Genomic DNA, 13182 nt, shown 5'->3' on the forward strand with positions numbered 1-13182 from the left:
CCATGCCCCGTCAGTCGAACTTGCGGCTTGGTGCCAACACGACAGCCTCGCCTTTCAGAACGACCGTATCGCCGACGAGACAGCGGGTTGCAAGCGTCACGCGGCGTTTCGCGTGATCGATCGCCTCGACCGTGACTTCGGCGCGAACCATGTCGCCGGGACGGACCGGAGCCATGAATTTCAGCGTCTGGCCCAGATAGACCGTGCCATGGCCGGGAAGCTGTTCCCCAATCACCGCCGAAATCAGCCCCGCGGTCAGCATACCATGCGCAATCCGCCCCTCGAAGATCGTCTCCTGGGCGTATTCTTCATCCAGATGCACCGGATTGTGATCGGTCGATACTTCGGCGAACAGCTCGATATCGTGATCGGTGACCTGCTTTTGCAGATAGCGGGTCATACCGACTTCCAGATCCTCGATGACGATAGTGCCGCGGGGAAGATTATCAAACATCTCGCGTTCCATAGCTTTAGCCGGGTCCAAGTCCAGTAATGCTGCATAGCAGCAATCAAACCTGTACGCAAGAAAATATCTATTTTATGCCGAGAAATTATAATTTTGTTACCGAGCCGCAATGTCACTTCAACAAGCAGAAACGAAAAACACCCGCGCCGACTGGTCGCGGGTGTTTTGCCTTGCCGAGATCAATTTGATCAGCGCAGACGACCAATGCTGTATCGCGGTGCCAACTGTTGCGTCGCAAGCCATTCGCGCAGCAAATCGGCATCGGGGTTCTCGACATCCGATCCGAAGGCCTCGGCCGCCAGCCCGCCGGTCACGAAGAGACAGTCGAGCGCCTCTTGCTGGGCACCCTTCACATCGGTGCGGATACCGTCGCCCACGACCAGGATGCGGGCTTCGTCACCCAATTCCATCAGGCGGCGCGCGCGATCATAGATAGGCGGATGCGGCTTGCCGAAGTAAAGCGATTTACCGCCGAGATCCTCGTAAAACTCGGCCAGTGCTCCCGCGCAGTATATCCGCGTCTCGCCCATATCGACGACGACATCGGGATTGGCGCAAAGCAAAACCAACCCTCGCTCGCGTGCCATCATCAGGCGGGCCCGGTAATCCTCGGGCGCCTCGTTCGCCTCGTCGAAGGGGCCGCTTGCGACGATCCCCTCGGCCTCTTCCAGAGAGACGCGCGTGATCGCCGGGGCATCCGCCCATTCCTTGGGGATATCGGTGAAGAAACCGTCATCCTTTTCGGTGCCGATATGCCAGACCTTGCGGCCCACGGCCCCCGCGAACATGGCGTCCTGCGCAGCATCGCCGGAACTGACAACCAGGTCCCAAGCATCGCGCGGCACACCCATCCGGTCAAGCTGCGCGATCACATATTGATTGGGCCGCGGCGCGTTGGTCATCAGGCAGACCCTGCCGCCCGCCTGGCGGAATTTCTGCAAGGCGCTGACTGCCGAAGCATAGGGTTGCTTGCCATTATGCAGGCAGCCCCAAAGGTCGCAGAACAGCGCGTCGTAATCGCCGCCGATCTGCGACAGGTTTTCGATGATCTGGGTCATCAGGCGGCCAGAACCGGGATGATCTGCTTCTTGCGGCTCATGACGCCTGGCAGGACGACCGTGTCGCCCTCGACCGAAGCGTCAAAGCTCTTCTCGGCGATCTGCTTCACGAAATCGTTGGGGATCAGCAGAGTTGCCTCTTCCTTCAGGATGTCGATGATGAACAGGAGCACGTCATCCGCGCCATCTGCCCCGGCCACGCCCGGCATGGCATCCATCAGCGCCTGCTTGCGATCCAGCAGAACCTGCGGCGCAGTAGTCTCCAGAACCGAGATGCGCAGCTTCTTGCCGCCCAACTCGTATTCCTTGCTGTCCATCCGCAGCAATTCCTCGTCGCTGAAAGCGCTGACATCGGATTTGGCGGCAAACATCTCGGCGGCATAGTCGGCGATCTCGATCCCCAGTTCCGCCGCCAGCTTCTCGGCCACCTCGCGATCATGCGGAGTCGTGGTCGGGCTGCGGAATTCGAGCGTATCGGACAGGATGCAGGTCAGCATCGCAGCCTTCACCCCTTCTGGGGCGGAAGCCAAATCCTCACCGATCAGATCGTGCATGATCGTCGCCGTGCAGGCCAGCGGGCGGATGGTGATATTGATCGGCGCGCGGGTCTTCACGCCACCGGCCAGCATATGGTGATCGATGATCTCCAGCACCTCAGCCTCGTTGATCGAGGCGGGCAGTTCCGCCGGGTTGTTGGTATCGACGATAACGCATTTCTCGTCCGCCGCCACGTCCGAGATGATCTCGGGCTTGTCCAGCCCCCACCGTTCCAGCATCCAGGCGGCCTCGGTATTGGGCTCGCCCTGCAGGACGGGCTTGCCCGGGGTCTTGCGGATCTCGTTAAGATACCAGGCCCAGATGATGGGCGAGCCGGTCGAGTCTGTGTCGGGGGCGGTGTGGCCGAATACCTTGATCATACAGAGCCTCTGCTGGTTCGAAATTTGCCGGCGTTATAGGAGGGCGGACGGGGGATGTCCACGTGGCCCCGGCCGTTGCCGTGTCGCTGTCACAAAGCGGGGAGGCGGGGAGGTCAGGAACCGTCCACGCGGTTTGGCTTGTGCAGGTGAGAGGTCGGGATGATGCCGTGCTCACTTCTTTGTATCATGGAAAACGGCCTCAATACGGTTGCCATCGGGATCGTTGATGAATGCGGCATAATAGCTTTCATGATACTCGGGGCGGATACCGGGGGCGCCCGCATCGATGCCACCGGCTGCCAAAGCCTCGGAATGGAAGAGGTTCACGCTCTCTCGATCACGCGCGCGGAACGCCACATGCGTTCCTCTGCGTGGACTAGCGCCGTCAAGCTGCAAACCAAAAACCTCGTTCCCGGCACCATAGGTGAGCATGGTTGAATTTTCCCAAAGAAGCGGCAATCCCAACGCTGGCATCACTCGGTTATAGAAACCTCGTGCCTTCTGGAAATCCGAAACTCCGAGTGTCACATGATCGAATATCGAAGACATGGTGTTGCCTTTTGCATGAGTGACAATGTGGCGGGGTTCGTTTTGCCCCGCATAGCCAACAACAAAATCAAAGTCACCTCAAAGAAAAAGGCGCCCCGAAACGGGACGCCCTTGCGAATGGGTTTGAGCGGGTTCAGGCGGCGCGCGCCGTCAGCACTTCGCCAACACGTTTTTGCGCCGCGCCTTCGTCTAGGCCGCCGACTGCCGCGACTTCGCGGGTCAGGCGATCCAGCGCGGCCTCGTAAAGCTGACGCTCGGAATAGGATTGTTCGCGCTGCTCGTCATTGCGGTGCAGGTCGCGCACCACCTCGGCAATCGACATCAGGTCGCCGGAATTGATCTTCTGCTCGTATTCCTGGGCGCGGCGCGACCACATCGCGCGTTTCACGCGAGCCTTGCCCTTCAGCGTTTCCAGCGCCTTGTCGACCAGATCCGGCGAAGAAAGGCCGCGCATCCCGATCTCGGTCGCGCGGGCGGTCGGCACGCGCAGGGTCATCTTGTCCTTGTCGAACGAGATGACGAACATTTCCAGCCGCAGCCCCGCAACTTCCTGCTCTTCGATCGACACGATCCGGCCGACTCCATGAGCCGGATACACGACAAAGTCATCGGGGCGGAATTCATTCTTCTTGGCTTTCGACATATGGCTTCCTCTAGGTGGCGCCCTCCGGGCCGAGGGCACAAAAAACCGGAAGCGGCAAAGGCCGCCTTCGGTTCGTTTTGATCATTCTAATTGCCCGTGCCCGGCAGAGGGCGCGGGAACGGCAGCGGTGGGCGCACATCATCCAGGCCTCTGACTCCCATCAGATGCGACTTGAATTGAACATAACATAAATAAGACGTTAAAAAAAGCGGCTACGCAGCGGTGCCGTGCCGCAGCGCAGAAAGGTTGTTTCTATTTTTATTCAGAACGTTAGGGGAATCAAACTAAACGGTTCACGCAAACGCGAACCCGAATCGCCCGTAATCTGCCCCGGGTTGCAACCGGTTTTTCAGTCGATTGTGACAATCCCGCTTAATCGCCTTCACCCGGCGCTTCGGAAAAATACTTCTCCAACTTGCCTTCCTGACCATCCATTTCCTCGGCCTTGGGCAGCGGATCCTTCTTCTGGGTGATTACCGGCCATTGCTCGGAATATTTCCGGTTGAACTCGACCCATTGTTCCATCTCCGGCTCGGTATCCGGGCGGATCGCGTCAGCGGGGCATTCCGGCTCGCAGACGCCGCAATCGATGCATTCATCGGGATGGATGACCAGCGCGTTCTCACCCTCGTAGAAACAATCAACGGGGCACACCTCCACGCAGTCGGTGTATTTGCACATGATGCAGTTGTCGGTCACCACATAGGTCATCGCGGGGCTCTTGGATTGGTTTTGTGGACTTCACCTAGTCCCTTCACCGGGATCAATCAACCCATCCGGCCTCATAATGGACCTGCTTGTCCGGTCGGCGAATGCCCCTGACCGGAATAGCGTTCTGGTCTACCCCACCCGGCGACAAATCGGTTGTGATCCGCCCGCCCTCATCCCGATGGCGTTCCGAAAATTCCGCTCACCTAAGAACATCACAGCCGCGCGGTATTTTTTTCATGACCGGATATGGGCGACATCAACCGCAAAGACCGCTCGAATCATGGCGAGGCTGGCCGGGTCCGGCTGGTTCCTGCTCGACATAAAGAGCTTGCGCCTCGCTTGCCGGTCCACGGCGTGTTCCGAGCGCGACGATCTCGAATATCCGCACCCGGCCATGGGCAGAAACGACCAGCCGATCCCCCGGCCGGACCGCCCGTCCCGGCTTGCGGCAGGGCTGACCGTTCAGACGAATACCCCCCGCCTCGACGCGCGAAGCAGCAAGCCCGCGCGTCTTGAACAGCCGCGCATGGAACAGCCATTTATCCAGCCGCAGACTGCCGGGATCAGCCGTCACTTCTTGTCTTTGAGCGCCGCCAGGACGGCGAAGGGGCTGTCGGGATCAGCCTTCTTCTCGGGCCGTGAATGGAAAGTCTTGGGGCCTTGCGGCTTGCCGCCCTTCTTCGGGCCGCCCTTGCCGCGAGGCTTGCCGCCTTCACGACCGGGCTTGCCACCCTCGGCCCGTCCCTCCTTGCGGGGGCCGCGACGCCCCTGCCCTTCACCTTGCGGACGACGATTGCCGCGTGGCTTGGGAGCCCAACGGAAGGTATAGAACACTTCCATCTCGACCGGCATCTCTTCGTCCGGGGCAGCCTCGCCCGCCGCCTCTGCCTCGGCACGGCGCTTTTCGGCTTGTTCGGCCTCCCATTTTGCACGGGTCTCGGCAGCTAGGACGCTTTCCTCTTCTGTCATCGGCGCATCCGATGCCTCGGGTTCGGGCGCGGCTGCGGCGGCTGTGGGCGGCACCGGCTCTGCTGCCTTCACCTTCTCCCGCTCGCCCTTCTCGGCAGCATAGCCAAGACCCTGCATCAGCCCGGCGAATTGCTCGAGCGTCATGCCGGTGATCGACAACATATCGGCATTCGCCTCGAACCCGCCGCGCGTATCCTGGGCGCGCAGCAGATCGGCAAGGCGTTCCAGCATGTCGATGCGGATCGCACGTTCGCCCGCGGGGCGATAGCCGGACAGCGTGTAATAGCCCTCCGGCACCTCGGGGATATGCGGGATCGTGACCAGGCCGGGCGGCGGGCTTTCGGGAAACTCCTCCAGCCCCTCGACCAGCGACCACAACACCAGCCGCAACCGCGTCGGCGCGGGCTTCAGCAGGGCTGGCATGAAAATGGTGAACTGGCCGAAACGGACGCCATGCTTGCGCAGCATTCCCCGCGCTTCCTGGTCGAGCTCCTTCACCTCGGCGGCCACGCCTTCGCGGGGCAGCACGCCAAGCGATTCGACCAGGCGGAAGGCAAAGCCCTTGGCCAGTCCGGTCAGCGCCTCGTCCTTCTGCATGGTCATCAACGGCTCGAACAGCGCAGCCACCTTGCGGTCGATGAAATGCTGCAACCGGCGGCGAACCTTTTCGGTGATCTCGGGACCGGCCTCGTCATCGACGAAAACCTCGACGCCGGGATTGAACGCATCCGCGCCCTTGGCCAGTTTGCCCACCGCGGCTTCGCCCCACATGAGCCCACCCTGTTCGGTGAAATCCAGCTCTGTATCGGGCGCATTGTAGAAACGGTCGGCGCGCAGATGGAAATGCGGGCGCAATGCCTCGTAGCTGACACGGTTCAGCATCTTCGCCTCATCCGCTGTCGCGGTCTGGTCGGGGCGGAAACGGAAACCTTCCAACCGGCCGGCAAACTCGCCCTCGACCGTCACTTCGCCCTTGTCATTCACTTCAGCCACAAGGCTCTCCTTCTGCTTGAGCCGGCGCAGCAGCACGGATGTGCGCCGGTCCACAAATCTTTGGGTCAGAGCCGCATGAAGCGCATCCGACAATCGGTCTTCTACCGCGCGAGTCTCGTCACGCCAATGGTTTTCGTCCTCGACCCAACCACCTCGTTGCGCCACATAGGTCCAGGTGCGGATATATGCCAGCCGTTTCGACAGCGCGTCTATATCGCCATGGGTGCGATCGATTCGCTCGATCGCCCGCGACAACCAGTCTGACGGAATCGACCCTTCCTGCAAAAACCCGAAGATCCGGGCCAGCAGGCCGGAATGCTCGGAGGGGGATATGCTGCGAAAATCCGGCACCCGGCAGACATCCCAAAGCAGCCGCACATCGCGCCCGCCCTGCACACGATCCCGGATCTCGGGCAGGTCGCGCAGGGTTTTCAGGGCCGCCAGATCGTCGGCCTCGCGCCCCCGCGACAGGCGCTCGTGCCCCGGCGCCACTTCGAGGCTGGAGACCAGCCGGTCCATCGTCCCGAATTCCAGATCCGGGTTGCGCCACATCAGCCGCTGGATCGGCGCGAAACGGTGGTTCTCGAGGGCATCGATCAGTCCCTCGTCCAGGGGCTGCGCCTCGCCGGTCACGCCGAACGTGCCCGCGTCGGTATGCCGCCCCGCCCGGCCCGCGATCTGGCCCAGTTCATGCGGGAACAGCGGGCGGACGCGGCGCCCATCGAATTTATGCGTCGCACTGAAGGCAACATGGCTGATATCGAGGTTCAGCCCCATGCCAATGGCGTCAGTCGCGACCAGATAATCGACCTCGCCCGCCTGATACATCGCCACCTGGGCATTGCGCGTCCTTGGGCTGAGCGCCCCCATGACCACCGCGCAGCCGCCCTTTTGTCGCCGGATCAGTTCGGCCATCGCATAGACGTCATCGACGCTGAAGCCGACGATGGCCGAACGTGCGGGCATGCGCGACAATTTCCTGGACCCCGCCCAGCCAAGAGTGGAAAACCGCTCCCGCCGCTGGAACTGAACATCCGGGATCAGCGCCGAGATGGCCGGGCGCATCGTGTCACTGCCCAGAAGCAGGGTCTCGTGCAACCCGCGCATATTCAGCAGCCGGTCGGTAAAGACATGACCGCGTTCCGGGTCGGCGCAAAGCTGGATCTCGTCGATGGCGACGAAATCGGCACCGATCGCGGGCATGGCCTCGGTTGTCGCGACCCAGTATTGCACCCTCTCGGGCACGATCCGTTCCTCGCCCGTGACCAGCGCCACGACCGAGGGCCCACGGGCCTTGACGATCCGGTCATAGACCTCGCGCGCCAGCAGCCGCAGAGGCAGGCCGATGACCCCTGTCCGATGGGCCAGCATCCGTTCGATGGCGTAATGGGTCTTGCCGGTGTTGGTCGGGCCGAGGACCGCGGTGATCTGGCCGCGTGATTGCATGTTCATGATGTCAGATATCGGTGCCGGTTTGTTGCTTTTCCAGCCTTGCCACCCCGTCGATGGCCTCTTGCTGATGAGGATGGATCTTCAGGCTTTCGCGATAGGCGGCCAATGCCCCCTCCTCATCCTCCATCTCTTCCAGAATCACACCAAGCTGGGTCAGGGCGCCGAAATGCCTCGGCTCAAGCTCCAACGTGCGGGCCAGATCAGCGGCGGCGGGACCGAAATAACCGGCCGTGGCAAAGGCCGCCGACCGTGCCTGCCAGCCAGCGGCAAAATCCGGCGCGTGGTCCGTCAGCGCGGTCAGATGACCGATGGCGGCGTCCAGATCACCCATGTCCAATGCCTCCTCTCCGCGCTTGAGCAGCAGATCCATGGCAGGCGAGCCGGATTTCGACCATTCCCGCAGGATATCTGCTTCGGCGATTCGCCATGCGTCGTTGTCGGGCCGGGCAAGCTGCGCGAACAGGTCGTCCAGATCGGTATCCTGCGCCGCAGCGGCGAATCCCGCCCATATCACGATCACGCATGCGGTGATTGCACGATTGCATGCCGTAACGATAAGGTGGAAAAAAGTTCGAACCGGGCGCATATCGTGAATGTAACCACAGAGCCCGCCGGGCACCAGACATAGCGCAAGGAGACGCAAAGAAATGAGCGACATCGTGAACGCCGCCGTCGAGAAGCTGAACGAGAAGATCGGCAGCTTTTCCTCGACCGCCAAATTCGTGATCGAGAATGAAGGATCGATCATGATCGACGACAACGGCGTGCGCGAAGGCGACGACGAGGCGGAGGTGACATTGACGGCCAGCCGCGAGACATTCGAGGGTATCCTGGATGGCAGCGTCAACCCGACCACCGCCTTCATGAGCGGCAAGCTCCAGCTCGACGGCGACATGAGCGTGGCCATGCAACTGGGCCAGGCCCTGTCGTGAACGGCTGACGCATGATCGAACAGGCACCGTTTCACCAGCTTCCCGGCGATCCCCTGTCACCCGGCTCGGCTTTCTGGGTCAAGGCAGAGGATGACATACGGCTGCGGCTCGCGCTGTGGCGCTGCGAGGGCATCGATCCGGTGGGCGGGGTGCTGCTTTTTCCCGGCCGCACCGAATATATCGAGAAATATGCCCCCTTCGCGCGCAAGCTGACCGATGCGGGCTACGAGGTGCTGGCGATCGACTGGCGGGGCCAGGGGCTGTCGGACCGGTTGCTCGACGATCCGAGGCCGGGTCACATCCGGGAATTCAAGGATTACCAGCGCGACGTGATCGAAATGGTGGTCGCGGCCTCGCAGGTCGATCTGCCGAAACCATGGCACCTGCTGGCCCATTCGATGGGCGGCTGTATCGGGCTGGCGGCGCTGTTCGACGAATTGCCGGTCTCCAGCGCGGTGTTTTCCGCCCCGATGTGGGGGATCGAGCCGCATGGGATACCCCGGCCCGTCGCCCTGGCGGTGACCTCATTGGCAAAACGGCTCGGCCTTGGAGAGCGTCCGACTCCCGGCACCGGCGCGAAAGGCACCTATTTCCTGGACGAGGCTTTCGGTTCGAATCTGCTGACAGGTGATCTCGGTGAATGGACACGGCTCTTGCACGAGGCCGCAGCTTGGCCCGACCTGACCATCGGCGGGGCAAGTTTCCAGTGGCTCGGCGAAGCCCTGCGGGAATGTGCGCGGCTGTCGGCGCTGCCCTCGCCCGATCTGCCGGTGACGGTATCGGTCGGGGACAAAGAGAAAATCGTGTCGTCCCAGGCCATCCGCGACCGCGCGGGACGTTGGGACGATTCCCGCCTGCTGGAATTTGAGGATTGCCGCCACGAAGTCGTCATGGAAGTTCCCGATCTGCGGAACCGGTTCCTTGAGGCGACCCTGCAGCAATTCGATGTCGCGCGGCAGCGAATCGTCGCTTAGGCGATCCGGACCGGCGAGTTCGAGCCGGATGCAAAAAGGGCCGCAGATTGGCGGCCCTTCACCGTCTCGATGAATTGGCTCAGGCCGGTTCGGCCACGCGAGCGTTCTGAAGCCAAGCCAGGACCGACTCGGGCGAGGTTTCGCCATAAGGGTCCTCGGGGCAGTCATCCATGCGGCCCGGTTCTTCGAACCATGCCTCGACAACGCCATCATCGATCACAGCCGCATAGCGCCACGACCGCGCGCCGAAGCCCAGATTGTCCTTGCGCACGAGCATGCCGGCCTTCTCGGTGAATTCGCCCGAGCCGTCGGGAATGACTTTCACATTCTCCAGCCCCTGCGACTTGGCCCATTGGTTCATGACGAAACTGTCATTCACCGACAGGCAATAGATCGCGTCGATACCCGCCTCACGCATCTCGCCGAAGGATTTCTCGAATCCCGGCAATTGGTAAGTCGAACAAGTCGGGGTGAAGGCGCCGGGCAGCGAGAACAGCACCACGCGCTTGCCCTTGAAATAATCGTCGGTCGTCACTGCCTGCCAGCGGAACGGGTTCGGACCGCCGACCGCTTCGTCACGAATGCGGGTCTGGAAGGTCACATGGGGAAGCTTGTCACCGATCTTCATTTGTCTTGTCCTTTTCCATCATGAGTGCCTCCCCCCTCATATCCGTGCCGCGCCGCAGCACAGATATGCGGATGCAGCATGGAGAGTGCCGTTGATCAACCCCCTGTTTGCGATTAGGTAGAAGAAAACTCATCGAAAGGTCGGAGATGACCGAGACGACGATCCCACACCGCCAGCGCCATCCGGAAAAAGCTCATCGCGCCGATCAGTCGCAGCCCCGGAAACCCGATTGGATTCGGGTCAAGGCCCCAACGTCCGAGGGTTACAAACAGACCCGCGACATCCTGCGCGAGAATCGCCTCTCTACGGTTTGCGAAGAGGCAGGCTGTCCAAATGTCGGCGAATGCTGGAGCCAGGGCCACGCCACCATGATGATCATGGGCGAGATCTGCACGCGCGGCTGCTCATTCTGCAACGTCATTACCGGCAGACCCGATGCGCTGGACGTGTTCGAGCCGGGACGGGTCGCCCATGCCGTACAGAAGCTGGGGCTCAGCCACGTGGTGATCACCAGCGTGGACCGCGACGACCTGGATGATGGCGGGGCCGAGCATTTCGCCCAGACAATCCGCGCCATCCGCCATCGTTCGCCGGACTCGACCATCGAGGTGCTGACCCCGGATTTCCTGAAATCCAAACCCGGATCGCTGGAAACCGTGGTCGAGGCGCGACCCGATGTGTTCAACCACAACCTGGAAACTGTCCCCGGCCTTTACCCTTCGGTCCGTCCCGGCGCGCGCTATTTCCATTCCCTGCGGCTGTTGCAGCGGGTGAAGGAATTGGACCCGGCGATGTTCACCAAGTCCGGGATCATGGTCGGGTTGGGCGAAGATCGGCAGAGCGTCCTGCAAGTGATGGACGACATGCGCGCCGCCGATGTCGATTTCATCACCATTGGACAATATCTGCAGCCGACCTCGAAACACCACCGGCTCGATCGCTTCGTCACGCCCGAAGAATTCGCGGGTTACGAGAAATCGGCCTATGGCAAGGGCTTCCTGATGGTATCGGCCACACCTCTGACGCGCTCTTCATATCACGCGGGCGACGATTTCGCGCGTCTTCGCTCTGCAAGACTGGCAAAGCTTGGGCAGGCATGACCTGCTGACAGGAGTGTTGGAAACAGCCCGCAAACTGCGCAAATAAGGCGTCGTAGGTCTTGCAAATTCCCGCGTTCCGTCTTACCCGGTTTTCCAGTGCCCGAGTGGCGGAATGGTAGACGCAGCGGATTCAAAATCCGCCGGAGCAATCCATGCCGGTTCGAGTCCGGCCTCGGGTACCACATCACGGCAAAGAAGCCCCACAGGGTACTGCGGAATTACATGTGTTCCGGCAACTGGTGGTTTTCCGCATCGCCCGGGAAGCAGTCACCCGATCCGGTTCACATGCCCCATCTTGCGTCCCGGCCGGGCCTCGCCCTTGCCATAAAGATGAAGCTGCGTTCGCGAATCCACCAGCAGTTCCGGCACCCGGTCCATATCGTCTCCGATCAGGTTTTCCATCACGACATCGACATGACGCTTGCCATCGCCGAGCGGCAATCCGGTAACGGCGCGGATATGCTGCTCGAACTGGTCGACGGCGCAGCCCGCCTGCGTCCAGTGGCCGGAATTATGCACGCGCGGCGCGATCTCGTTCACGATCAGCCCGGTCGGGGTCACGAACAGCTCGATCCCCATCACGCCGACATAGTCCAGCGCATTGACGATTCTGGCAGCGATCAGCACCGCGTCGGTCGTCACCTGACCCGAGAGCCCGCAGGGCACCGTCGTGGTCCGCAAAATTCCATCCCGGTGGACATTCAGCCCCGGGTCAAAGGCCGCGACCTGGCCATCGGCCGCACGGGCGATGATCACGCTTATCTCGGCACTGAAATCGACGAACCCCTCCAATACCGAAGCCGCGCCGGTCCATTCCAGTTGTCCCGGATCGGTGATCCTGACCTGGCCCTTGCCGTCATAACCCATGCGCCGGGTCTTGAGGATAGAAGGTGCGCCGATCCGGTCCACCGCCGCCGCCAGATCGCGCTCGGCGGGCACATCGGCGAAGGGAGCGGTCGCAAGGCCGATCTCGTTCAGAAAGGTCTTTTCGGTCAACCGGTCCTGCGACACTGCCAGGGCACGACGATTCGGGCGGATCGGCCGGATCGATTCGAGCAGATCCAGCGCCGAGGTCGGCACGTTCTCGAATTCATAGGTAATGACATCCACGGATTCGGCAAAGGCACGCAAGGCCGCCTCGTCATCATATGGCGCGGTGGTCAGGGCATGCGCCACGTCGCCGGCAGGCGCGGCACCCGGCTCATAGATATGGCAGCGCAATCCCAACCTGCTTGCGGCAGCCGACAGCATCCGGCCCAGCTGACCGCCCCCCAGAATACCGATATCGCGGATTTCACTCATCGACGGGCTCCTCAGGGATCGAGGCCGACAGAGCCTCCCGCCACTGGTCCAGCCGTTCGGCAAGTTCCGGGTCGCTGACAGCCAGGATTCCCGCCGCCATCAACCCGGCATTCGCAGCCCCCGCCGCACCGATGGCCATGGTCGCCACCGGAAAGCCCTTGGGCATCTGCACGATGGAGTAAAGCGAATCGACTCCGGACAGCGCCCGTGTCTGCACCGGCACGCCAATCACCGGCACACGCGTCTTGGAGGCCATCATGCCCGGCAGATGCGCCGCCCCTCCGGCCCCGGCGATAATCACCTTCAGCCCTCGAGAGACCGCTGTCTTGCCATAGTCCCATAGCCGGTCCGGCGTTCGATGGGCGCTGACGATCTTTGCCTCATAGCCCACGCCCAGCTCATCCAGGATCTGCGCGGCCTCGCGCATGGTCGGCCAATCCGATTGGCTGCCCATGATGATTCCGACCGGTTTTTCCATGCCCTGCCCC

General features: G+C 61.8%; 15 protein-coding genes and 1 tRNA gene. 4 read left to right on the plus strand and 12 right to left on the minus strand.

What is annotated here, in order from left to right; all coding sequences use genetic code 11:
- Window positions 1-10: 10 nt before the first annotated feature.
- From JHX88_RS10150 to JHX88_RS10190, 9 genes are all read right to left on the minus strand, one after another.
- Entirely contained in the window at window positions 11-454 is a 444-nt protein-coding gene (locus JHX88_RS10150) for a MaoC family dehydratase (RefSeq protein ID WP_076524527.1), read from the minus strand.
- Between the two features lie 200 nt (window positions 455-654).
- Entirely contained in the window at window positions 655-1524 is an 870-nt protein-coding gene (locus JHX88_RS10155; RefSeq protein ID WP_076524156.1) for a TIGR01459 family HAD-type hydrolase, read from the minus strand.
- Window positions 1524-2441: a manganese-dependent inorganic pyrophosphatase gene (locus JHX88_RS10160; protein ID WP_076524154.1), complete on the minus strand. Its 918-nt coding sequence runs from the start codon at window positions 2439-2441 to the stop codon at window positions 1524-1526. The genes JHX88_RS10155 and JHX88_RS10160 overlap by 1 nt, the downstream gene beginning before the upstream one ends.
- Window positions 2442-2612: 171 nt before the next feature.
- Window positions 2613-2990: a VOC family protein gene (locus tag JHX88_RS10165; protein WP_272848239.1), complete on the minus strand. Its 378-nt coding sequence runs from the start codon at window positions 2988-2990 to the stop codon at window positions 2613-2615.
- Between the two features lie 133 nt (window positions 2991-3123).
- The gene (locus JHX88_RS10170; RefSeq protein WP_076524152.1) at window positions 3124-3633 is read right to left on the minus strand and encodes a CarD family transcriptional regulator; all 510 of its coding nucleotides are present in this window, start codon (window positions 3631-3633) and stop codon (window positions 3124-3126) included.
- A 372-nt stretch (window positions 3634-4005) separates the two neighbouring features.
- Window positions 4006-4344, minus strand: a complete 339-nt coding sequence (fdxA, locus tag JHX88_RS10175) for a ferredoxin FdxA (RefSeq protein WP_076524150.1) — start codon at window positions 4342-4344, stop codon at window positions 4006-4008.
- A gap of 256 nt (window positions 4345-4600) precedes the next feature.
- Window positions 4601-4918 carry an RNA-binding S4 domain-containing protein gene (locus JHX88_RS10180; RefSeq protein WP_076524148.1) on the minus strand — a complete coding sequence of 106 codons (318 nt, stop codon included), beginning with the start codon at window positions 4916-4918 and terminating at the stop codon, window positions 4601-4603.
- Window positions 4915-7752: a helicase-related protein gene (locus JHX88_RS10185; RefSeq protein WP_076524522.1), complete on the minus strand. Its 2838-nt coding sequence runs from the start codon at window positions 7750-7752 to the stop codon at window positions 4915-4917. Before JHX88_RS10185 ends, JHX88_RS10180 begins: the two co-directional genes overlap by 4 nt.
- A gap of 10 nt (window positions 7753-7762) precedes the next feature.
- Window positions 7763-8278: a tetratricopeptide repeat protein gene (locus JHX88_RS10190; RefSeq protein ID WP_272848240.1), complete on the minus strand. Its 516-nt coding sequence runs from the start codon at window positions 8276-8278 to the stop codon at window positions 7763-7765.
- Between the two features lie 127 nt (window positions 8279-8405).
- On the opposite strand from JHX88_RS10190, the gene JHX88_RS10195 reads away from it, so the two are divergent.
- Together JHX88_RS10195 and JHX88_RS10200 are read left to right on the plus strand one after the other, a co-directional pair.
- Entirely contained in the window at window positions 8406-8690 is a 285-nt protein-coding gene (locus JHX88_RS10195; RefSeq protein WP_076524146.1) for an SCP2 sterol-binding domain-containing protein, read from the plus strand.
- A gap of 11 nt (window positions 8691-8701) precedes the next feature.
- Window positions 8702-9664, plus strand: coding sequence for an alpha/beta fold hydrolase (locus JHX88_RS10200; protein ID WP_076524144.1), 963 nt, complete (start codon window positions 8702-8704; stop codon window positions 9662-9664).
- 79 nt (window positions 9665-9743) lie between these two features.
- On the opposite strand, the gene JHX88_RS10205 is transcribed toward JHX88_RS10200, so the two are convergent.
- Window positions 9744-10292, minus strand: a complete 549-nt coding sequence (locus JHX88_RS10205; RefSeq protein ID WP_076524142.1) for a peroxiredoxin — start codon at window positions 10290-10292, stop codon at window positions 9744-9746.
- 146 nt (window positions 10293-10438) lie between these two features.
- On the opposite strand from JHX88_RS10205, the gene lipA reads away from it, so the two are divergent.
- A complete protein-coding gene (lipA, locus tag JHX88_RS10210) occupies window positions 10439-11392 on the plus strand; it encodes a lipoyl synthase (RefSeq protein WP_076524140.1) in 954 nt (317 codons plus the stop codon).
- A 98-nt stretch (window positions 11393-11490) separates the two neighbouring features.
- Window positions 11491-11574 (plus strand) — tRNA-Leu (locus tag JHX88_RS10215).
- Window positions 11575-11659: 85 nt separating this feature from the next.
- Here JHX88_RS10215 and JHX88_RS10220 read toward each other — a convergent pair.
- Both JHX88_RS10220 and purE read right to left on the minus strand, forming a co-directional pair.
- Window positions 11660-12694 carry a 5-(carboxyamino)imidazole ribonucleotide synthase gene (locus JHX88_RS10220; protein ID WP_076524138.1) on the minus strand — a complete coding sequence of 345 codons (1035 nt, stop codon included), beginning with the start codon at window positions 12692-12694 and terminating at the stop codon, window positions 11660-11662.
- Window positions 12687-13172 (minus strand): 5-(carboxyamino)imidazole ribonucleotide mutase, encoded by a 486-nt coding sequence (gene purE, locus JHX88_RS10225; RefSeq protein WP_076524136.1) that lies wholly within the window; start codon window positions 13170-13172, stop codon window positions 12687-12689. The genes JHX88_RS10220 and purE overlap by 8 nt, the downstream gene beginning before the upstream one ends.
- Between the last annotated feature and the right edge of the window lie 10 nt (window positions 13173-13182).

This window comes from Paracoccus saliphilus, from assembly GCF_028553805.1.
Taxonomy (GTDB): Bacteria; Pseudomonadota; Alphaproteobacteria; order Rhodobacterales; family Rhodobacteraceae; genus Paracoccus; species Paracoccus saliphilus.